This window comes from Streptomyces sp. NPDC060027, from assembly GCF_042737005.1.
GTDB lineage: Bacteria > Actinomycetota > Actinomycetes > Streptomycetales > Streptomycetaceae > Streptomyces.
The window spans coordinates 39518-59800 of sequence record NZ_JBHWVI010000031.1; the positions used below are offsets into that span (position 1 = coordinate 39518).

Annotated in this window: 19 protein-coding genes; 12 read left to right on the forward strand and 7 right to left on the reverse strand. The window is 70.0% G+C overall.

All coding sequences use genetic code 11. From position 1 onward, the window contains the following. Window positions 1-228 precede the first annotated feature (228 nt). From ACFWBT_RS11115 to ACFWBT_RS11135, 5 genes are all read left to right on the forward strand, one after another. A complete protein-coding gene (locus tag ACFWBT_RS11115; protein WP_385698226.1) occupies window positions 229-906 on the forward strand; it encodes a spermidine synthase in 678 nt (225 codons plus the stop codon). A 113-nt stretch (window positions 907-1019) separates the two neighbouring features. Then, complete coding sequence (locus tag ACFWBT_RS11120; protein WP_266762665.1) at window positions 1020-1757, forward strand: response regulator transcription factor; 738 nt, start codon at window positions 1020-1022, stop codon at window positions 1755-1757. A 62-nt stretch (window positions 1758-1819) separates the two neighbouring features. Further along, window positions 1820-2956 carry an ATP-binding protein gene (locus ACFWBT_RS11125; protein ID WP_385698199.1) on the forward strand — a complete coding sequence of 379 codons (1137 nt, stop codon included), beginning with the start codon at window positions 1820-1822 and terminating at the stop codon, window positions 2954-2956. Window positions 2957-3237: 281 nt separating this feature from the next. Next, window positions 3238-7035: a multifunctional oxoglutarate decarboxylase/oxoglutarate dehydrogenase thiamine pyrophosphate-binding subunit/dihydrolipoyllysine-residue succinyltransferase subunit gene (locus ACFWBT_RS11130; protein WP_385698201.1), complete on the forward strand. Its 3798-nt coding sequence runs from the start codon at window positions 3238-3240 to the stop codon at window positions 7033-7035. Between the two features lie 183 nt (window positions 7036-7218). Continuing rightward, window positions 7219-7404, forward strand: coding sequence for a DUF6104 family protein (locus ACFWBT_RS11135; protein ID WP_030190019.1), 186 nt, complete (start codon window positions 7219-7221; stop codon window positions 7402-7404). Window positions 7405-7645: 241 nt separating this feature from the next. Here the strand turns inward: ACFWBT_RS11135 and ACFWBT_RS11140 are convergent, their stop codons facing one another. After that, window positions 7646-8485, reverse strand: coding sequence for a hypothetical protein (locus tag ACFWBT_RS11140; protein WP_385698203.1), 840 nt, complete (start codon window positions 8483-8485; stop codon window positions 7646-7648). A gap of 165 nt (window positions 8486-8650) precedes the next feature. On the opposite strand from ACFWBT_RS11140, the gene ACFWBT_RS11145 reads away from it, so the two are divergent. After that, window positions 8651-9649 (forward strand): DUF4097 domain-containing protein, encoded by a 999-nt coding sequence (locus ACFWBT_RS11145; protein WP_385698205.1) that lies wholly within the window; start codon window positions 8651-8653, stop codon window positions 9647-9649. A gap of 1 nt (window position 9650) precedes the next feature. Beyond that, complete coding sequence (locus ACFWBT_RS11150) at window positions 9651-10730, forward strand: helix-turn-helix transcriptional regulator (RefSeq protein ID WP_385698207.1); 1080 nt, start codon at window positions 9651-9653, stop codon at window positions 10728-10730. A gap of 255 nt (window positions 10731-10985) precedes the next feature. Here the strand turns inward: ACFWBT_RS11150 and ACFWBT_RS11155 are convergent, their stop codons facing one another. The 4 genes from ACFWBT_RS11155 to ACFWBT_RS11170 all read right to left on the reverse strand — a co-directional run bounded on the left by ACFWBT_RS11155 (window position 10986) and on the right by ACFWBT_RS11170 (window position 14441). Beyond that, complete coding sequence (locus ACFWBT_RS11155) at window positions 10986-11555, reverse strand: Clp protease N-terminal domain-containing protein (RefSeq protein WP_385698209.1); 570 nt, start codon at window positions 11553-11555, stop codon at window positions 10986-10988. Continuing rightward, complete coding sequence (locus ACFWBT_RS11160) at window positions 11555-11764, reverse strand: helix-turn-helix domain-containing protein (protein WP_385698211.1); 210 nt, start codon at window positions 11762-11764, stop codon at window positions 11555-11557. Before ACFWBT_RS11160 ends, ACFWBT_RS11155 begins: the two co-directional genes overlap by 1 nt. A gap of 197 nt (window positions 11765-11961) precedes the next feature. Next, window positions 11962-12927 carry a zinc-binding dehydrogenase gene (locus ACFWBT_RS11165; RefSeq protein ID WP_356461337.1) on the reverse strand — a complete coding sequence of 322 codons (966 nt, stop codon included), beginning with the start codon at window positions 12925-12927 and terminating at the stop codon, window positions 11962-11964. Between the two features lie 290 nt (window positions 12928-13217). After that, window positions 13218-14441: an NADP-dependent malic enzyme gene (locus ACFWBT_RS11170; RefSeq protein ID WP_385698213.1), complete on the reverse strand. Its 1224-nt coding sequence runs from the start codon at window positions 14439-14441 to the stop codon at window positions 13218-13220. Between the two features lie 538 nt (window positions 14442-14979). Between ACFWBT_RS11170 and ACFWBT_RS11175 the strand changes: the two genes are divergently transcribed. From ACFWBT_RS11175 to ACFWBT_RS11185, 3 genes are read left to right on the forward strand one after another with little or no spacing between them, the layout of a single operon-like run. After that, window positions 14980-15936, forward strand: a complete 957-nt coding sequence (locus tag ACFWBT_RS11175; RefSeq protein ID WP_385698215.1) for an ABC transporter substrate-binding protein — start codon at window positions 14980-14982, stop codon at window positions 15934-15936. A 38-nt stretch (window positions 15937-15974) separates the two neighbouring features. Further along, complete coding sequence (locus ACFWBT_RS11180; protein ID WP_385698217.1) at window positions 15975-16916, forward strand: amino acid ABC transporter permease; 942 nt, start codon at window positions 15975-15977, stop codon at window positions 16914-16916. After that, window positions 16913-17704 (forward strand): amino acid ABC transporter ATP-binding protein, encoded by a 792-nt coding sequence (locus ACFWBT_RS11185; protein ID WP_385698218.1) that lies wholly within the window; start codon window positions 16913-16915, stop codon window positions 17702-17704. Before ACFWBT_RS11180 ends, ACFWBT_RS11185 begins: the two co-directional genes overlap by 4 nt. 117 nt (window positions 17705-17821) lie before the next feature. On the opposite strand, the gene ACFWBT_RS11190 is transcribed toward ACFWBT_RS11185, so the two are convergent. Next, complete coding sequence (locus ACFWBT_RS11190; RefSeq protein WP_385698219.1) at window positions 17822-18580, reverse strand: methyltransferase domain-containing protein; 759 nt, start codon at window positions 18578-18580, stop codon at window positions 17822-17824. 100 nt (window positions 18581-18680) lie between these two features. Here ACFWBT_RS11190 and ACFWBT_RS11195 point away from each other — a divergent pair, with 100 nt between their 5' ends. After that, on the forward strand, window positions 18681-19310 hold the full coding sequence (locus tag ACFWBT_RS11195) for a CGNR zinc finger domain-containing protein (protein WP_385698221.1): 630 nt from the start codon (window positions 18681-18683) through the stop codon (window positions 19308-19310). Here ACFWBT_RS11195 and sodX read toward each other — a convergent pair. Continuing rightward, a complete protein-coding gene (gene sodX, locus ACFWBT_RS11200; protein ID WP_385698228.1) occupies window positions 19214-19648 on the reverse strand; it encodes a nickel-type superoxide dismutase maturation protease in 435 nt (144 codons plus the stop codon). The genes ACFWBT_RS11195 and sodX overlap by 97 nt on opposite strands. A 146-nt stretch (window positions 19649-19794) precedes the next feature. On the opposite strand from sodX, the gene sodN reads away from it, so the two are divergent. Continuing rightward, window positions 19795-20190 carry a superoxide dismutase, Ni gene (sodN, locus tag ACFWBT_RS11205; RefSeq protein WP_023546844.1) on the forward strand — a complete coding sequence of 132 codons (396 nt, stop codon included), beginning with the start codon at window positions 19795-19797 and terminating at the stop codon, window positions 20188-20190. Window positions 20191-20283: the final 93 nt, after the last annotated feature.

Consider the following 20283-nt stretch of genomic DNA (forward strand, 5'->3'; position numbering starts at 1 on the left):
GCCCCGATCGCCGACCTCGGCGCGAGCGGCACGGCGCCCCTCGACGTCGCCTTCGGGTGGGCGACGACCCAGGCGCGGCCGCCCATCGGCCCGCCGCGCTCGTTGGCGGCGGCGCGGGCGTCGCGTCCGACGTGCCCGACGACACGCGGGATCCGGCGTTCCCCTGGGAGCCGGGCCCCGGGCGAAATTCCGGCCGGCCGTTCCGGTGAAACTGCCAGGATGGCGGCCATGACTGCCTCGTACGACATCCCTGTGGTCATCGACCGCCGCCAAGGCCCGTACGGCGAGGTCGTGTTGCGGCGCCACGGCGCGCTGCTGCAGATCATCGCCAACGGGTGCTTCCTGATGGACACGTCCGACGGGCGTTCCGAGCGACTGCTCGTGGACGCGGCGTACGACGCCCTGGACGGGCGCCCCGAGCCGAGTGTGCTGATCGGCGGGCTCGGCGTCGGCTTCTCGCTCGCGCACGCGGCCGCCGACCCACGCTGGGGGCGCATCACGGTGGTCGAGCGGGAGCGGGCCGTCATCGACTGGCACCGGGACGGCCCGCTCGCCGGACTCACGGCCCGGGCGCTCGCCGACCCGCGCACGGAGATCGTCGAGTCCGATCTCGTCGAGTACGTCAATGAGATCTCCGACACGTTCGACGCGTTGTGCCTCGACATCGACAACGGACCCGGCTGGACGGTCACCGAGGGCAACGCGGGCCTGTACGGAACGTCCGGACTGGCAGGCTGCGCAAGGATGTTGAAGCCGGGCGGCGTGCTCGCCGTGTGGTCGGCGCAGCCCTCTCCGGAATTTGAAGGATCCTTGCGGAATGCCGGATTCCAGCGGATCCGTACCGAAGAGATCCCTGTTGCCCGGGGCGTTCCCGACGTGGTGCACCTCGCGGTAAGGCCTGGATAGCCGAGGCACGGCGACTGCCCGTACCCTGCTTGCCTGACGCGGATCATTCAAGCGTCAAGCGCAGTCATGGGATCACCCCACGGATTCCGGAAAGCACACTTCAGGGGCGGGCGATGGAGCAGACACACACCTCCCAGAACGGCACGGCGGCGACCCAGGGCGCTCAGCGCCGGGTATTGGTCGTCGAGGACGACCCGACGATCGTCGACGCCATCGCGGCCCGCCTGAGAGCCGAGGGATTCCTCGTGCAAACCGCGGGCGACGGTCCGGCCGCCGTCGACACCGCCGAGGCCTGGCAGCCCGATCTGCTGATCCTCGACATCATGCTGCCCGGCTTCGACGGACTGGAGGTCTGCCGCCGCGTGCAGGCCGCCCGCCCGGTGCCGGTGCTGATGCTCACCGCGCGCGACGACGAGACCGACATGCTGGTCGGGCTCGGCGTCGGTGCCGACGACTACATGACCAAGCCGTTCTCGATGCGTGAGCTGGCCGCCCGCGTGCACGTCCTGCTCCGCAGGGTCGAGCGCGCGGTGGTCGCGGCCTCCACGCCGCGCAGCGGCATCCTGCGCCTCGGCGAGCTGGAGATCGACCACGCGCAGCGCCGGGTCCGGGTGCGCAGCGAGGACGTGCACCTCACTCCCACCGAATTCGATCTCCTCGTCTGCCTCGCGAACACGCCGCGTGCCGTACTCTCGCGCGAGCAGTTGCTCGCCGAGGTGTGGGACTGGGCGGACGCCTCCGGCACCCGCACCGTCGACAGCCACATCAAGGCGCTGCGTCGCAAGATCGGTGCCGAGCGGATCCGTACGGTGCACGGCGTGGGCTACGCACTCGAGACCCCGACTCCCTGAGCCGGGGCTCCGTCGGAACGTCGGGACCCGCGTGATCGGGACCTGCGTGAGGGGCTGATGTGATGAGCGGACTCGGAGAGAGAGGACGCGGGCTCGGCGAGCGCGCGTCCGGGGAGCGCAGGAGCGCGGGCCCCTGGGGCGGTGTACGGCCCTTCTCGATCAAGACCAAACTGGGCGCGCTGGTCGTCATCTCCGTGCTCATCACCACGGGTCTGTCGATGATCGCGGTGCACACCAAGACGGAGCTCCGCTTCATCACGGTCTTCTCGATGATCGCCACCCTGCTCATCACGCAGTTCGTGGCGCATTCGCTCACCGCGCCGCTGGACGAGATGAACGCCGTGGCCCGCTCCATCTCGCACGGCGACTACACCCGGCGGGTGCGTGACGACCGGCGGGACGAGCTGGGCGACCTGGCCCAGACGATCAACCTCATGGCGGACGAGCTGGAGGCCCAGGACCGCCAGCGCAAGGAACTCGTGGCGAATGTCTCGCACGAGCTGCGCACCCCCATCGCCGGCCTGCGCGCGGTCCTGGAGAACGTCGTGGACGGCGTCTCGGCGGCCGACCCCGAGACGATGCGCACGGCGCTGAAGCAGACGGAGCGGCTCGGGCGGCTGGTGGAGACCCTCCTCGACCTGTCCCGGCTGGACAACGGCGTCGTGCCGCTGCGCAGGCGCCGCTTCGAGGTGTGGCCCTATCTGTCCGGTGTGCTGAAGGAGGCCAACATGGTCGCCTCCGCGCGCGCGGACATCGCCTCGGGCTCCGGCAGCCACACCCGCACGGACGTCCACCTGCACCTCGACGTGTCCCCGCCGGAGCTGACCGCGCACGCGGACCCGGAGCGGATCCACCAGGTCGTGGCGAATCTCATCGACAACGCCGTCAAGCACAGCCCGCCGCACGGCCGGGTGACGGTGAAGGCGCGGCGCGGCGCCTACCCCGAGTCGCTGGCCCTGGAGGTCCTGGACGAGGGGCCCGGAATTCCGAAGTCGGAGTGGCACCGCGTCTTCGAGCGGTTCAACCGGGGCGGGGTGCCCGCGCCGCACGGTCCGGGCAGCGACGGCGGTACGGGTCTGGGCCTGGCCATCGCCCGCTGGGCGGTCGATCTGCACGGCGGACGCATCGGCGTGGCCGAATCCCAGCGGGGCTGCCGGATCCAGGTCATCCTTCCGGGACTCCCTCCTCTGCCAAGTTGACGTAAAGTTCGAACCGGAGCCGCAAGATCCGTCGCTGTCGCCGCCGGCGTACACGTGTGATCAGGCACAGGGCCGCGTGAGTCACGCCGTGCCCCCCGGTCGACGTACCCATTCCGAAGCGGAACCCCGCTTGTTTCCCGCCATTTCCACAGCCGAAACACGGATTCCGATGTGACTTGCGCGACGTTGGACGGGCCCGGCCTGACCTTCTCGGCCAGGGAGGCGTAGCCTTTATTCCCGCTGTCCATCACCTTGTGAAGCGGAAGAGGGCGGTTGCCGCCGTGTCGTCACAGTCCCCCAGTAACTCGAGCATCTCGACCGATGACCAAGCCGCCGGGAAGAACCCCGCGGCCGCCTTCGGTGCCAACGAGTGGCTCGTCGACGAGATCTATCAGCAGTACCTCCAGGACCCGAATTCGGTAGACCGAGCCTGGTGGGACTTCTTCGCCGATTACAAGCCCGGCGCGGCCGCAGTACCCGCCGCCTCGGGTGCGGCGGGTACTGCGGCCGCGGGGGCCGCAGGGACCACCACGTCCGCGCCGGCCGCCCCCGTGGCGCCCGCGGCTCGCCAGGCTCCTCCCCAGGCCGCGCCCGCGCCCGCTCCGGCAGCCGCTCCCGCGGCTCCGAAGCCCGCCGCTGCGGCCCCGGCTCCCGCGAAGGCCGCTCCGGCCGCCGCGCAGCCGAAGGCCGCTCCGGCGACCGAGGCGCCGGAGGGCCCCGAGTACGTCACCCTGCGTGGCCCCGCCGGTGCCGTCGCGAAGAACATGAACGCCTCGCTGGAGCTGCCCACGGCCACGTCCGTGCGCGCGGTCCCGGTGAAGCTGCTCTTCGACAACCGCATCGTCATCAACAACCATCTGAAGCGCGCCCGGGGCGGGAAGATCTCCTTCACCCACCTCATCGGGTACGCGATGGTGCAGGCCATCAAGGCCATGCCGTCGATGAACTGGCACTTCGTGGAGAAGGACGGGAAGCCCACCCTCGTCAAGCCTCCGCACGTCAACTTCGGCCTCGCCATCGACCTGGTGAAGCCCAACGGTGACCGCCAGCTGGTCGTCGCGGGCATCAAGAAGGCCGAGACGCTGAACTTCTTCGAGTTCTGGCAGGCCTACGAGGACATCGTCCGCCGCGCCCGTGACGGCAAGCTGACGATGGACGATTTCACCGGCGTCACGGTCTCGCTGACCAACCCCGGCGGCCTCGGCACCGTCCACTCCGTCCCGCGTCTGATGCCCGGACAGTCGGTCATCATGGGCGTCGGCTCGATGGACTACCCGGCGGAGTTCCAGGGCACCTCCCAGGACACCCTGAACAAGCTCGGCATCGCCAAGGTCATGACGCTCACGTCGACCTACGACCACCGGGTCATCCAGGGCGCCGCCTCCGGCGAGTTCCTGCGCGTCGTGGCGAACTCCCTGCTCGGCGAGACCGGCTTCTACGACGAGGTCTTCGAGTCGCTGCGGATCCCCTACGAGCCGGTCCGCTGGCTCAAGGACATCGACGCCAGCCACGACGACGACGTCACCAAGGCCGCCCGTGTCTTCGAGCTGATCCACTCCTACCGGGTCCGCGGCCACGTCATGGCCGACACCGACCCGCTGGAGTACCGCCAGCGCAAGCACCCCGACCTGGACATCACCGAGCACGGCCTCACGCTCTGGGACCTGGAGCGCGAGTTCGCCGTCGGCGGCTTCGCGGGCAAGTCCCTGATGAAGCTGCGCGACATCCTCGGTGTGCTGCGCGACTCGTACTGCCGCACCACCGGCATCGAGTTCATGCACATCCAGGACCCGAAGCAGCGCAAGTGGATCCAGGACCGCATCGAGCGCCCGCACACCAAGCCGGAGCGCGAGGAGCAGCTGCGCATCCTGCGCCGTCTGAACGCGGCGGAGGCCTTCGAGACCTTCCTGCAGACGAAGTACGTCGGCCAGAAGCGCTTCTCCCTGGAGGGCGGCGAGTCCGTCATCCCGCTCCTCGACGCCGTCATCGACAGCGCCGCGGAGTCCCGGCTGGACGAGGTCGTCATCGGCATGGCCCACCGCGGCCGCCTGAACGTCCTCGCGAACATCGTCGGCAAGTCGTACGCGCAGATCTTCCGCGAGTTCGAGGGCAACCTCGACCCGAAGTCGATGCACGGCTCCGGCGACGTGAAGTACCACCTGGGCGCCCAGGGCACCTTCACCGGCCTGGACGGCGAGCAGATCAAGGTCGCGCTGGCCGCCAACCCGTCCCACCTGGAGACGGTCGACCCCGTCATCGAGGGCATCGTCCGCGCCAGGCAGGACATCATCAACAAGGGCGGCACGGACTTCACCGTCCTGCCCGTCGCCCTGCACGGTGACGCGGCCTTCGCCGGCCAGGGTGTGGTCGCCGAGACGCTCAACATGTCGCAGCTGCGCGGCTACCGCACGGGCGGCACGGTCCACATCGTCATCAACAACCAGGTCGGCTTCACCGCCGCCCCGGAGTCGTCGCGCTCCTCCATGTACGCCACCGACGTGGCCCGCATGATCGAGGCGCCGATCTTCCACGTGAACGGTGACGACCCCGAGGCCGTCGTCCGTGTCGCGCGGCTGGCGTTCGAGTTCCGTCAGGCGTTCAACAAGGACGTCGTGATCGACCTCATCTGCTACCGCCGCCGCGGACACAACGAGTCCGACAACCCGGCGTTCACGCAGCCGCTGATGTACGACCTGATCGACAAGAAGCGCTCGGTGCGCAAGCTCTACACCGAGTCCCTGATCGGTCGCGGCGACATCACCCTCGAAGAGGCCGAGCAGGCGCTGCAGGACTTCCAGGGCCAGCTGGAGAAGGTCTTCACCGAGGTCCGCGAGGCCGTCGCGCAGGCGCCCGAGGCTCACGTCCCGGACGTCCAGGCCGAGTTCCCGGTCGCCGTGTCCACCGCGGTCTCCCAGGAGATCGTGAAGCGGATCGCCGAGTCCCAGGTCAACATCCCGGACAACGTCACCGTGCACCCGCGGCTGCTCCCGCAGCTCCAGCGCCGTGCGTCGATGATCGAGGACGGCACGATCGACTGGGGCATGGGCGAGACCCTCGCCATCGGTTCGCTGCTCCTGGAGGGCACGCCGGTCCGGCTGTCCGGCCAGGACTCGCGCCGCGGCACCTTCGGCCAGCGTCACGCGGTGCTGATCGACCGGGTCACGGGCGAGGACTACACCCCGCTCCAGTACCTCTCGGACGAGCAGGCCCGCCTGAACGTCTACGACTCGCTGCTCTCCGAGTACGCGGTCATGGGCTTCGAGTACGGCTACTCGCTGGCCCGCCCGGACGCGCTGGTGATGTGGGAGGCGCAGTTCGGCGACTTCGTCAACGGCGCCCAGACGGTCGTCGACGAGTACATCTCGGCCGCCGAGCAGAAGTGGGGCCAGACGTCCGGCGTCACCCTGCTGCTCCCGCACGGCTACGAGGGCCAGGGCCCGGACCACTCCTCGGCCCGGATCGAGCGCTTCCTCCAGCTGTGCGCGCAGAACAACATGACGGTCGCCCAGCCGACGTCCCCGTCGAACTACTTCCACCTCCTGCGGTGGCAGGTGCACAACCCGCACCACAAGCCGCTGGTGGTCTTCACCCCGAAGTCGATGCTGCGCCTCAAGGCCGCGGCCTCGAAGGCGGAGGAGTTCACGTCGGGTCAGTTCCGCCCGGTCATCGGCGACGACTCGGTCGACGCGGCCGCCGTGCGCAAGGTCGTGTTCTGCGCCGGCAAGCTGTACTACGACCTGGAGGCCGAGCGGAAGAAGCGCGGCTCCACGGACACGGCGATCATCCGTATCGAGCGCCTGTACCCGCTGCCGGGTGCCGAGCTCCAGGCGGAGATCGCCAAGTACCCGAACGCCGAGAAGTACCTGTGGGCCCAGGAGGAGCCGGCGAACCAGGGTGCCTGGCCGTTCATCGCGCTCAACCTGATCGACCACCTGGACCTGGCGGTCGGCGCGGACGTCCCGGGCGCCGAGCGCCTGCGCCGCATCTCGCGTCCGCACTCCTCCTCCCCCGCCGTCGGTTCCGCGAAGCGGCACCAGGCGGAGCAGGAGCAGCTGGTGCGTGAGGTGTTCGAGGCCTAGGCCCGCGGCACGGCGGTACGCATCGCCTGTACGACGACGGAGACCCGGTTCCCTTCGCAGGGGGCCGGGTCTCCGGTTTGTGCCGGGCGGGGGCCGGTCCCGCTCCGGGCTCGGGGAGCCCCGCGCCCCCGCCTATCCTTTTGTCCAGCGTTTCTTTTCCCTTTCACCGACGGAGCACCCGCCATGTACTTCACCGACCGCGGCATCGAGGAACTTGAGAAGCGGCGCGGCGAGGAAGAGGTCACCTTCGAGTGGCTCGCCGAGCAGCTGCGTACGTTCGTCGACCTCAACCCGGACTTCGAGGTACCGGTGGAGCGGCTGGCGACCTGGCTGGCCCGGCTGGACGACGAGGACGAGGACGAGGAGTAGACACTCCGGCGCCGCTTCTCGGGGTGGGGTGGGGGGGGTGTCGGGTCCGCTCCGGGCGGGGCGTCCGGGGCCGGTGCGGCAGGGCGCCGCGCCTGCGTGGCCACGCGTCCATGCCTGTGTGGCCAAGCGTCCGCGCCCGCGTGGCGGGGCATCCGAACCCGCGCGGCAGAGCGACCGGTCCCCGCGCTGGGGCGGCTCGATCCCCGGGAGAGCGGGCCCGCTCCGGGGAACCGCGGTCGCGTCAGTCGAAAGCGCGCAGACGGTCGTACGCCAGGCCGAGGACGCCGCGGAGCATCAGGACCGCGCCGGCGACGATCCAGCCGCCGCTGCGGCGCCGTACGCCCCAGGCGGTGAGCGGGAGGCCTACGGCCAGCTGGGCCGCGGCGAGGGTGCGCGCCCTCGGACCGCGCAGCCAGGGCCCGAGGCCGCCGCTCTCCACGACGTCGAGTTCGGCGCCGACGGCGGCACGCCAGCCGGTCCACTCGATCTGCTCGGCGTCGGGCCGGATCCAGGCCGCGTCGCGGAGCCGGTCCGCGGACCGGCCGGGTTCGAGCCCGGCCGGAAGGGCCAGCCCCGCGCGCGTGAGGACCGCGAGCAGCCCGCTCACGCGCGCGTGGGCGTCGGCCGCCGGATCGGGCTGCGTCAACGGTTCCAGGGACTGCATGTCGAGCACCGGGTCGAGGCCGAGGCGTGCGGCGAAGGTGCGCATCGCCTCGTCCTCGCCGACCGGGGTGCCGTTCGCCAGCCATTCGTAGCCCACGGTGCGGCGGAAACCCGAGGCCAGGGTGAAGCCGCTGCGGTCGGTGTCCCACCACAGGGCGAGGACGGGCCAGGGGGCGCCGACGGCGAGCGCCGCGGCCCAGCCGGTGAGCACCCGGTCGACGGGTTCCTCGCCGTGCTGCCAGGGCCTGCCCTCGGGGACCAGCACGCTCCACTCGGGCCCCGCCCCGGCGAGCAGCATCCGCTCGCGCAGCAGCTGGGCGGCGGGACCGACCGACTCGGGACGGGCCCGGCAGAGGAGCAGGGCGCCGGGGGCCTGGACCGGGTGGTCGTCCCGGGACGCGCCGGAGGCAGTCGACATAGCCCCACTTTAGGGCGATTTGGCCACATCGACGCAGCGATGATCCCCAGAATGGGTGTCTTGACTTTCCGTATCCGCGATATATCGTGAATAGCGGAAGACGCGATATGGCGCGTCGAGTTCGGATTCGCGTGCGGGTCCGGTCCGGTCGAGGAGGTCTGCACCATGTCCGAGTGGTCCGTGGCAGAGCCGAAGAAGCTCTCCTTCGACGACCCCGTGACGACGCTGCGCGTACGCGTCGTCAACGGAACAGTGAACGTCGTGGGGACCGACGAGGGTTCCGCCCGGCTGGAGGTGTCCGAGCTGGAGGGCCCCCCGCTCCAGGTGATCCAGGAGGGCGGCACGCTCACGGTGGCCTACGAGGACCTTCCCTGGAAGGGCTTCCTCAAGTGGCTGGACCGCAAGGGCTGGCGCCGTGCGGCGGTGGTCTCGCTGGCCGTCCCGACCGGCACGCGCGTCGAGGTGGGCGTCGTCGGCGCCGCCGCCGTGGTCTCCGGGGTGGACGGACGGGTCGAGGTGAAGGGTGTCACCGGCGACACGACCCTCGTCCGCGTCGCCGGCCCCGTTCGGGTGGACACCGTCTCCGGGAACCTGGAGGCCCAGGCCGTCACCGGCGACCTCCGCTTCCACTCGGTCTCCGGCGACCTGACCGTCGTCGAGGGCTCCGGCACCTCCGTGCGGGCCGAATCGGTGAGCGGCTCGATGATCGTGGACCTGGACGCCACGGGCGCGCCCACCGACGTCCAGCTGTCGAACGTCTCGGGCGAGATCGCCATCCGGCTCCCCCACCCGGCGGACGCCGAGGTGGAGGCCAACACCGCGAGCGGCACCGTCTCCAGCGCCTTCGAGGACCTGCGGGTCAACGGCCAGTGGGGCGCCAAGAAGATCACCGGCCGCCTCGGCGCGGGCAACGGCAGGCTGAAAGCGGTGACCGTCTCGGGCTCCATCGCCCTGCTGCGCAGGCCCCCGGCGGAGGACGAGCCGTACGACGAGGCTCCGGAACCCCGGGACGCGGCCCCGCCGACCGGCCCCGGCGACACCGCCGGCCACGCCACCGGCGACACGACGAGCGGCACCGCCACCGGCATGGAGCGCGACACCGTCGGAGACGATGCCGCCGAAGGCCGGCCGGCCGACACCCCGACCGACAAGAAGGTGCTCTGACATGGCTCCCGTCTTCGCCCACGGCCGACTGCGCCTCTATCTCCTCAAGTTGCTGGACGAGGCGCCGCGCCACGGGTACGAGGTGATCCGCCTCCTGGAGGAGCGTTTCCAGGGCCTGTACGCACCCTCGGCGGGCACCGTCTACCCCCGGCTGGCGAAGCTGGAGGCCGAGGGACTGGTCACGCACACCTCCGAGGGCGGCCGCAAGGTGTACGCGATCACCGACGCGGGCCGCGCCGAACTGGCCGACCGCAGTGGCGAGCTGGCCGACCTGGAGCTGGAGATCCGCGAGTCGGTCGCGGAGCTCGCGGCGGAGATCCGCGCGGATGTCCGGGGTGCGGCCGGTGACCTGCGCCGCGAGATGCGGGCGGCGGCCACGGAGGCCCGGCGTGGATCCAAGGGCGGCGCCGGGGCGAAGCAGTACGACGCCCCGCCGGGCGAGTCCGGCGGCCCCGACGACTACCAGGACAAGGAGTCGTGGCGGGCGGCGAAGGAGGAGATGCGCCGCGTCCGGCAGGAGTGGAAGGAGCAGGCCCGCCGGGCGAAGGACGAGAGCCGCCGCGCCCGCGACGAGGCACAGCGCGCCCGCCGCCAGGCCAAGGAAGCGCAGGAGAAGGCACGCGCCCAGGCCCAGGCGGAGATGCAGCGCATGGCCCAGCGCGTCCAGGACCAGGTCCAGGACCACTTCGCGCGAGGCGACTGGCCGACGGGCGTCCGTGAGGGACTGACCGAACTGGCCAAGGAGTTCGGCGACTTCGGAAAGAACTTCGGCAAGGACCTGGGGAAGGACTTCGGCAAGGAGTTCGGCTTCGGCCGCACCGCCTCCGGAGCGCCCGCGGAGCCGGAGTACACGACCACCCCGGAGGACTTCCCCGCCGCGTACGAACCGGCCTGGGCCCACGAGGACTCCACCGGCGATCCCGGCCGCGATCTGGATCGCCTGCTGGACCGCTTCCGCGACGGCATCCGTGACGCATCCCGTGATCACGGCGTCTCGGAGGATCAACTCCGGGACATCCGCAGCCACTTGTCCGCGGCGGCGGCTCACATCGGATCGACCCTGCGGAGCAAGCGGCCGTAGCCTTTCCGCGCTCTCTCCAGGGGCCGCACGAATCGGCGGGGACTGTGGACACAGCCCCCGCCGGCCCCCAGGCACTGACCGGCACAGACGGGCGCGGACCGGAACTGCCTGACACGGACCGACACAGAACGACTCGGACCGTCTCAGACCGTCTTTCGTCGGCTCCCGTCGACCTCCACGGATCGCATCGACGGCGAAGTCCGCACCTCGCCGGGCCTTACCGGCCTGCGCCGGCCGTGCGGCACGGGCCTCGCCTCACCCGGCCTCGGCCACGCCGCCCTCCCCGTACAGGACCCTGGTCACCGACTGGTAGGTGACGCCGTGATCGGCCAGCACCTCGCCCGCGACCCCGCCCCGCAGGGTGATCGCCAGCAGGAGGTGCTCGTCCCCGATGTGGCGGTCCCGTCGGGAGAGAGCGACCCGCAGGGCCCGCGTCAGGACATCCTTCGCCCCCTGCCCGAAGGGCCGGCGCCAGGACCGTCGGCCGTTCCCGGCGCGCTTGCCCGACCCCAGCGCCCCCTCCCCGTGCGCCTCCTCGATCCGGGAGACGATCTCGGACAGGTCGATACCGAGCCCGGACAGGGCGTCCGCGTCGGCGCGCGACAGCCCGCCCCGGCGGCGCGCCTCGGCGAGGTCCCGCTCCAGCGACTCCCGGACCCCCGCCGCCCCGAGCGACGTCAGGGCGAAGGAACCCCGGCTGCCCTCCCGGTCGAGGAGGGCCAGCAGCAGGTGCTCCTCCTCGACGGTCTCGGCCCCGACCCGCTCGGAGTGCGACACCGCCTCCTCTACGACGGCACGCGCATCCTTCGTGAAGCGTTCGAACATCACTGCCTCCCGTACTTCTTGTGCACGGCCTGCCTGCTCACTCCGAGTTCCGCGGCGATCTCCTGCCACGACCAGCCCTGATGGCGCGCACTGCGCACCTGTACCGCTTCCAACTGCTCCAGCAGCCTCCGCAGCGCGGAGACCGCTCGCAGCCCGACCCGCGGATCGCGATCACCCGCGCGCTCGGCAAGATCCGTTGCTTCGGTCATGACGTCAACCTACGTTGACAGACACTCCTTGTCAACCAGCATTGACACCCGTGCCGGGCCCGGCACGCACCACCGCCAGGACACACGAAACGGCGGGCCCGGAAATCCGGACCCGCCGCGATACGACACGTCTCCGAAGCCGGCCGGCAACGGACCCGCCCCAGGGCGTCGGCCGCGCGTCCGCGCGGCCCGGGGCATCAGCCCGCGGTCAGCACGATCTTGCCGAACTGGTCGCCGGACTCCAGCCGTTCGAACCCCTCACGGGCCCGGTCGAGCGGAAGCACCTCGTCGATGACGGGCCGCACACCGGTGGCCGCGCAGAACGCCAGCAGATCCTCCAGCTCGTCCTTCGTCCCCATGGTGGAGCCGACCACCTTGAGTTCGAGGAAGAAGATCCGCGTCAGTTCGGCGTGCGAGGGCCGGTCGCCGCTGGTGGCACCCGAGATGACGACGGTGCCGCCGGGACGCAGCGACTTGACCGAGTGCGACCAGGTGGCGGCGCCGACCGTCTCGATGACGGCGTCCACCCGCTGCGGCAGCCGCGCCCCGGACTCCAGCGCCTCGACGGCACCGAGTTCGAGCGCCCGCTTCCGCTTGGCCTCGTCACGGCTGGTGGCGAAGACCCGCAGCCCGGCGGCCTTCCCGAGCACGATCGCGGCGGTGGCCACGCCTCCGCCCGCACCCTGCACGAGCACGGAGTCGCCGGGCCGTACCCCGGCGTTGGTGAACAGCATGCGGTAGGCCGTCAGCCAGGCGGTCGGCAGGCAGGCGGCCTCCTCGAAGGACAGCTCCTTGGGCTTCGGCAGGACGTTCCACGCCGGTACGGAGACCTGCTCGGCGAAGGTGCCCTGGTAGCGCTCGGTGAGGATGGACCGGGGCTCCTTGGGGCCGACCCCGTGCCCGCTCTGGCCGATGACGGAGTGCAGGACGACCTCGTTGCCGTCCTCGTCGATCCCGGCGGCGTCGCAGCCGAGGATCATCGGCAGCTTGTCCTCGGCGAGGCCGACGCCGCGCAGTGACCACAGGTCGTGGTGATTGAGGGAGGCGGCCCGTACGTTCACGGTCGTCCAGCCCGGCCTCTGTTCGGGGGCCGGACGTTCCCCCAACTCCAGGCCGTTCAGCGGCTGGTCACGGTCGATTCGGGCGGCATAGGCAGCGAACATGACCTCGACGATAGGCTCCGCCCCCGGCCGGGGGAACCGCCTCTCCGTGTGACACGCCCCGCAGCCCCGGTGCGAGGCCCGTCACGCGCAGGCCTCGATCCCCGGACGCGCAAGGTTCAGCCCTCCGGCGTTCGAGGAGGGCCCGGCGGAGCCCCGGGTACGGGACGGGCGGGGACGGGCAGGGGTGGAGGGGGCGAAGAAGGCGAAGAACCACCCGCTCAGACGCTCCCGCGGGTAAAAAACCGGCCCCGCCGGAAACCTCCCGGCGGGGCCAAGCAAGGCACACCACGTCAGCGGCGGGCGACGCCCTCCGCACGGGCGGCCGCGGCCACCGCCGCGGTCACCGCCGGAGCCACCCGCTCGTCGAACGGCGAGGGAATGACGTAGTCCGCGGCGAGGTCGTCCCCGACGACCGCGGCCAGCGCGTCGGCGGCGGCGATCTTCATGCCCTCGGTGATCCGGGAGGCCCGGACCTGGAGCGCACCGGCGAAGATCCCCGGGAAGGCCAGCACGTTGTTGATCTGGTTCGGGAAGTCCGACCGCCCGGTCGCGACGACGGCCGCGTACTTGTGGGCGATGTCGGGGTGCACCTCGGGGTTCGGGTTGGCCATCGCGAAAACGAAGGCGCCCTCCGCCATCGAGGCGACCGCCGGCTCCGGCACCGTACCGCCGGAGACCCCGATGAAGACGTCGGCGCCCGCGAGCGCCGTCTCCAGCGAACCGGAGATCCCGGCCCTGTTGGTGATCTCCGCCAGCTCCCGCTTGACGTCCGTCAGGTCGTCCCGGTCGCGCGACACGACGCCCTTGCGGTCGGCGACCGCGACATCGCCGAGGCCCGCTTCCAGCTGGAACTGGGCGATGGCGACTCCGGCCGCGCCCGCGCCGGAGATCACCGCGCGCAGGTCGCCGAGCGAGCGCCCGGTCAGCCTGGCGGCGTTCCGCAGGGCCGCGAGGGTGACGACCGCTGTCCCGTGCTGGTCGTCGTGGAAGACGGGAATGTCCAGTCGCTCCTGGAGCTTCCGCTCGATCTCGAAGCACCGCGGTGCCGAGATGTCCTCCAGATTGATGCCGCCGAAGGAGGGAGCGAGCCGGGCCACCGTCTCGACGATCTCGTCGACGCCGGTGCAGGCGAGGGCGATCGGCACCGCGTCCACGCCACCGAACTGCTTGAACAGGATGGCCTTGCCCTCCATGACGGGGAGCGAGGCCTCGGGGCCGATGTCACCGAGCCCGAGCACTGCCGTTCCGTCGGTCACCACAGCGACCACGGACGACTTCCACGTGTAGTCGTGGACGAGTTCCGGCTGCTCGGCGATCGCGCTGCACACCTTCGCGACGCCGGGCGTGTACGCCAGGGACAAGTCGTCCTTGTCGCGGACGGGCACCGTGGCTTGCACAGCCATTTTGCCGCCGCGGTGCAGCGCGAAAGCCGGGTCGAAGGCATCGAGGGGCTCGGCCCCGCCTTCGTGATCCGTACTGCTGTCGCTGCGAGGATTGACGATCTCCGCTGCCACTTTGTTTTACCCCTTAAGTCTTCATTGTCTGAGGGTGACCACTCCTGGTTGAGGGGTGGGCGGGCACCGCGCAGACCCTGCCGCCGTGGTTGCGTACGGGCGGTGCGCGACGGGCGCGCCGCACACGCGCCCTGAGCCCCGGATGAGGGGTGTAAAGAACCTTCTTACCCGACGGACCATGTCGAGGACGAGTCCATAACGTCAAGATCACACATCGGTGAGATGACTCATGCCTTGATCCATTGACACATCAGGACATGTCCCCGTTCGGTCGCGAGTGCGGCGTAGCCGCCGTTCACATCGCGCGATACGCCGAAGATCTTCCGGCCGGAAGGAGGGATTCCCGCACAACATCCGGCCTTGTCGTACCGACCGGTAGCGGTTCGGAGGTCACCCGTTATCCGATTTTGACATAGCGGGCACCCTGAATGCCGCAGTCCGAATGGCAAGATGCCGTCATTACACGAGGTCGCGACACTCGAAGGTGTGTGTTCTCGTCGACCTATCGGCTACTCCCTCATCCGCCGGAGGAACCCTCATGACCGCACGCACCACCCGTCGTACCACCGCCGCGCAGTCCCGGATAGCAGCGGTCGGTGCGATCGCGGTCGCCGGCGCGCTGATCCTCACCGGCTGCGGTGACCAGACCAAGAACGACTCGGGCGACTCGTCCGCGAGCACCAGCTCGGCGCCGCTGGCCGACAAGCTGCCCAAGGCCATCCGCGACGCGGGCGTCATCAAGGTCGGTTCGGACATCGCCTACGCGCCCGTCGAGTTCAAGGACAGCTCCGGCAAGGTCGTCGGCATCGACCCCGACCTGGCCGCGGCGATGGGCAAGCAGCTCGGGGTGAAGTTCGACTTCCAGAACGGCACCTTCGACACGCTGCTCACGGGTCTGCGCTCCAAGCGGTACGACATGGCGATGTCCGCCATGACGGACACCAAGGACCGCCAGGAGGGCATCGACTCGGACACCGGCAAGAAGGTCGGCGAGGGTGTCGACTTCGTCGACTACTTCACCGCCGGTGTGTCCATCTACACCCCCAAGGGCAAGACGCAGAACATCAAGACCTGGGCCGACCTGTGCGGCAAGAAGATCGCGGTGCAGCGCGGCACGGTCTCGGAGGACCTCGCCAAGTCCGAGTCCAAGAAGTGCACGGGCGGCAAGAAGATCGCCATCGAGGCCTACGACAACGACCAGCAGGCCCAGACCCGGCTGCGTGGCGGTGGCGCCGACGCCGGTTCCTCGGACTTCCCGGTCGCCGCGTACGCGGTGAAGACCTCGGGCGGCGGCAAGGACTTCGAGATCGTCGGCGACCAGGTCGAGGCGGCGCCGTACGGCATCGCGGTCGCCAAGTCCAACACGCAGCTGCGGGACGCCCTCCAGGCCGCCCTGGACGCCATCATCAAGAACGGCGAGTACGACAAGGTCATCGCCAAGTGGGGCGTCGACGCCGGCGCCGTCAAGACGGCCGTGGTCAACGGCGGCAAGTGACCGCGGAACCGAGCGGGCACTGAAAGGCAACAACTCCCGTGACTGTTGACATCGACAAGACGGCGGGCCCGGAGGACACTCCCCCGGCCGGACCGGAAGCCATCAAGGCGATCCCGGTCCGGCACTACGGGCGGTACGTCTCCGCGGTCGTCGCGATCGCGCTCCTGGTCGCCGTGATCTACGCGTTCTCCCAGGGACAGATCAACTGGGGAGCCATCCCCGACTACTTCTTCGACCAGCGCGTCATCGACGGCGTCCTCAAGACGTTGCTGCTGACATTCCTCTCGATGGTGATCGGCATCGGCGGCGGCATCCTGCTCGCCGTGATGCGGCTGTCGAAGAACCCGGTGACCTCGTCCATCGCGTGGTTCTACATCTGGTTCTTCCGCGGTACGCCGGTCCTCGTGCAGCTGGTGGTCTGGTTCAACCTGGGCCTGGTGTTCACGTACATCAACCTCGGTCCGATCTACAAGGACTACTGGTCCAGCTTCATGACGCCGCTGCTGACGGCGCTGCTGGGCCTGGGCCTGAACGAGGCCGCGTACATGGCCGAGATCTGCCGGGCCGGTCTTCTCTCGGTCGACGAGGGCCAGACCGAGGCCTCGCAGGCCCTGGGCATGAGCCACAGCAAGACCCTGCGCCGGATCGTCATCCCGCAGGCCATGCGGGTGATCGTGCCCCCCACGGGCAACGAAGTCATCAACATGCTGAAGACGACCTCGCTGGTCGCCGTGATCCAGTACTCCGAGCTGTTCCGCGTGACCCAGGACATCGGCCAGACCTCGGGCGCCCCGGTCGAGATGCTGTTCCTCGCCGCCGCCTGGTACCTGCTGCTGACGTCGGTATTCAGCGTCGGCCAGTACTACCTTGAGCGCTACTACGCCCGGGGCAGCAGCCGCAGCCTCCCGGACACTCCGTTCCAGAAGATCAAGTCCCACGTTCTGTCGCTGGGCAGCCCGAGGGGAGGTGTGTCGTCATGACCGCCAACGTGACCAAGGCGGACTCCGCCACGGCGATGGTCAAGTCCGAGGGCGTCCACAAGTCCTTCGGCCCCGTCGAGGTCCTCAAGGGCATCGACCTGGAGGTGAAGTCCGGCGAGGTGTTCTGCCTCATCGGCCCCTCCGGCTCCGGCAAGTCCACGTTCCTCAGGTGCATCAACCACCTGGAGAAGGTCACCGCCGGCCGCCTGTACGTCGATGGGCAGCTCGTCGGCTACCGCCAGAAGGGCGACAAGCTCTACGAGCTCAAGGACAGCGAAGTCGCACTGAAGCGCCGGGACATCGGCATGGTCTTCCAGCGCTTCAACCTGTTCCCGCACATGACGGCCGTCGAGAACATCATGGAAGCGCCGATCCAGGTGAAGGGCGCCAAGAAGTCGGACGCCCGGGACCGCGCGCTGGAGCTGCTCGAACGCGTCGGCCTGTCCGACAAGGCGAAGAGCTACCCTTCGCAGCTCTCCGGCGGCCAGCAGCAGCGCGTGGCCATCGCCCGCGCGCTGGCGATGGACCCGAAGCTGATGCTCTTCGACGAGCCGACCTCGGCCCTGGACCCGGAGCTGGTCGGTGACGTCCTCGACGTCATGCGCGACCTCGCCGAGTCCGGCATGACGATGATCGTCGTCACGCACGAGATGGGCTTCGCCCGCGAGGTCGGCGACAGCCTGGTCTTCATGGACGGCGGTGTGGTGGTCGAGTCCGGCAACCCGCGTGACGTCCTGACGGACCCGCAGCACGAGCGCACGAAGTCGTTCCTGTCGAAGGTCCTCTGACCGGACGTCGACGCTCCTGAGCGCAGGGAACAAGGGGCGGTACGGGTCTCCCGTACCGCCCCTTCCTCATGCCCCGCGGACTTTCTCCGTACCGCCTCGACAGCGCCTGCGAGGGGTCTACTTGACCGCGAGCACCAGCGCGTCCGAGGGGGAGCGCCACACCGGACGGGCCTCCCCGAAGCCCTTCTCGCGCAGTACGCGCGCGTGCCAGTCGGCGGACGGGGTGTCGCCGTCGGCGTGCTCGCCGTAGATCTCGAAGCGGCGCGCGGTGGCCTCGGCGAGGACGGGGTCCTGGGCGGCCACCTCCCACCATTCGGCCCAGTCGAGGGCACCGTCCTTCTTCACCTGATCCATGCGGGCGTGCCGCTGGGCGCGCTCGGCCGCGTTGATCCGGGGCGTCGACTCGTCGATCATGTGGTCCGCGTTCATGAACACACCGCCGTCGCGGACGAGTTCGGCGATCTGGCCGTAGAGGTCGGCGAGGGGTTCGCTGTGCAGCCAGTGCAGGGCCGTGGCGGTCAGCACGGCGTCGTACGTGTCGTACGGGAGCGCGGCGCGCCACCGCGGGTCCGTGAGGTCGGCCGTGACGAAGGAGACCCGGTCGTCGCCGGCGAAGGTGCCCTCGGCGATGGTGAGGAGGGCGGGGTCGAGGTCGACGCCGGTGCTGGTGGCTCCGGGGAGGCGGGTGAGCAGCCGGTCGGTGATGGTGCCGGTGCCGCAGGCGAGGTCCAGGACGCGGGGCGCGGGTCCGACGAGGGCCTCGACCATGTCGAGCATCACCCGGAAGCGGTCCTCGCGGTCCGGCATGTACCACTCCTGCTGCCGGTCCCAGCTCCGCTGCCAGGCGTGCCAGTCGGTTCCGGTGCCGATGGCCATGAAAGACCCTCCTCCAGGCGACCACGTAATACCCTGTAAGCGCGATCATCTGTTACCCGACCGCCAGCACAACGATAGAGCGCCTCCGTAAGGACTACAAGTGGAACTGGCCTATTACTCGGACTACGCCGTCCGTCTCGTCAACACCGAGGAACCGGCCCGGGGCAAGGACGCGCTGACCTCGGTCGAGGCCGTCCGTGACCTGTTCGGGGGCAACGCCTCGGCGGCCCGCCGCGCCGCGGAGGCGGACGTCACCCGCTTCCGTTCCGTACGGGCGCGACTGCGCGCGGTCTTCGAGGCGGCGGACACCGGCGAGGAGACACTCGCGGTGGACCTGCTGAACTCCCTGCTCCTCGAGTTCCCGGTGAGCCCGCAGATCTCGGGGCACGACCACCGCGACGACGACGACCGCCCCCTGTGGCACATGCATCTGGCGGACCACCCCTCGAACGCGACCGCGGGCTACGCGGCGATCGCGGCGATGGGCCTGGCCTTCCATCTGACCGAGTACGGCGTGGACCGCCTCGGCCTGTGCGAGGCCGCCCCGTGCCGAAACGCCTACCTCGACACCTCGACCAACCGTTCCCGCCGCTACTGCTCGGACCGCTGCGCGACCCGCGCGAACGTCGCGGCCTACCGGGCCCGCAAGCGCCTGGAGGCGGACCGGGCGGAGAGCACCGGCCTGGCGGCCACCAGCACCCAGCGGGCGACGGCGAACGGCGAACGCTGACCCGACGTCGGCGGCCGGTAGCGGAACCGCACCTTCCCGAGGACGAGTTCCTCGGGAACGGTTCCGTAGTCGGTGCTGTCCCCGCCCGCGAACGCGTTGTCCCCGAGCACCCACCAGCCGCCCTCGCGCCGCTCCGCGATCCGCTTCACGACGAGCAGGTCCTGCTGGAACGGATGCCGCAGGACGACGACGTCACCCGGCCCCACCCGCGCCCCCCATTGCACGACGAGCCGATCCCCGTGCTGGAGCGTGGGCACCATGGACGGGCCCGTCACCTCCGCCGCCCCGAACGGCAGCAGGGCCCTCCCCCGCTCGGTCTCCTGCGACAGCTCCGGCATCACCGGCACCTCCCCGGTCCTATCCTCCACCAGTCCCAGTTTGACCCCGGACTTTTGTCCTAAGCCCATGGGGGCACTCGCGAAAACCCGTCTCCTACGGAGTAATGTCCCACCTGAGAAGACGATCACGAGGAAGGACAGCTCAAATGCTCTCCCGCCTGTTTGCCCCCAAGGTCAAGGTCAGCGCGCACTGCGACCTGCCCTGCGGTGTGTACGACCCGGCCCAGGCCCGCATCGAGGCGGAGTCGGTGAAGGCCGTCCAGGAAAAGATGGCCGGTAACGACGACCCTCACTTCCAGGCTCGCGCCACCGTCATCAAGGAGCAGCGCGCCGAGCTCGCCAAGCACCACGTGTCGGTGCTCTGGAGCGACTACTTCAAGCCCCCGCACTTCGAGAAGTACCCGGAGCTGCACCAGCTGGTCAACGACGCGCTCAAGGCCCTCTCGGCCGCGAAGGCGTCCACCGACCCGGCGACGGGCCAGAAGGCGCTGGACTACATCGCCCAGATCGACAAGATCTTCTGGGAGACCAAGAAGGCCTGATCGTTCATACGGGCCGTCCGACCCGAGTTTTCGCGGGTCGCATCGCCCAGTTGTCCGCACCCGGTCCGCGGGACGCCGAACACGGTGTCCCGC

Coding starts and splice junctions, on each gene's coding strand:
- ACFWBT_RS11115 (WP_385698226.1), top strand. CDS start 229: ATGACTGCCTCGTACGACATCCCTGTGGTCATCGACCGCCGCCAAGGC.
- ACFWBT_RS11120 (WP_266762665.1), top strand. CDS start 1,020: ATGGAGCAGACACACACCTCCCAGAACGGCACGGCGGCGACCCAGGGC.
- ACFWBT_RS11125 (WP_385698199.1), top strand. CDS start 1,820: ATGAGCGGACTCGGAGAGAGAGGACGCGGGCTCGGCGAGCGCGCGTCC.
- ACFWBT_RS11135 (WP_030190019.1), top strand. CDS start 7,219: ATGTACTTCACCGACCGCGGCATCGAGGAACTTGAGAAGCGGCGCGGC.
- ACFWBT_RS11140 (WP_385698203.1), bottom strand. CDS start 8,485: ATGTCGACTGCCTCCGGCGCGTCCCGGGACGACCACCCGGTCCAGGCC.
- ACFWBT_RS11145 (WP_385698205.1), top strand. CDS start 8,651: ATGTCCGAGTGGTCCGTGGCAGAGCCGAAGAAGCTCTCCTTCGACGAC.
- ACFWBT_RS11150 (WP_385698207.1), top strand. CDS start 9,651: ATGGCTCCCGTCTTCGCCCACGGCCGACTGCGCCTCTATCTCCTCAAG.
- ACFWBT_RS11155 (WP_385698209.1), bottom strand. CDS start 11,555: ATGTTCGAACGCTTCACGAAGGATGCGCGTGCCGTCGTAGAGGAGGCG.
- ACFWBT_RS11160 (WP_385698211.1), bottom strand. CDS start 11,764: ATGACCGAAGCAACGGATCTTGCCGAGCGCGCGGGTGATCGCGATCCG.
- ACFWBT_RS11165 (WP_356461337.1), bottom strand. CDS start 12,927: ATGTTCGCTGCCTATGCCGCCCGAATCGACCGTGACCAGCCGCTGAAC.
- ACFWBT_RS11175 (WP_385698215.1), top strand. CDS start 14,980: ATGACCGCACGCACCACCCGTCGTACCACCGCCGCGCAGTCCCGGATA.
- ACFWBT_RS11185 (WP_385698218.1), top strand. CDS start 16,913: ATGACCGCCAACGTGACCAAGGCGGACTCCGCCACGGCGATGGTCAAG.
- ACFWBT_RS11190 (WP_385698219.1), bottom strand. CDS start 18,580: ATGGCCATCGGCACCGGAACCGACTGGCACGCCTGGCAGCGGAGCTGG.
- sodX (WP_385698228.1), bottom strand. CDS start 19,648: ATGCCGGAGCTGTCGCAGGAGACCGAGCGGGGGAGGGCCCTGCTGCCG.
- sodN (WP_023546844.1), top strand. CDS start 19,795: ATGCTCTCCCGCCTGTTTGCCCCCAAGGTCAAGGTCAGCGCGCACTGC.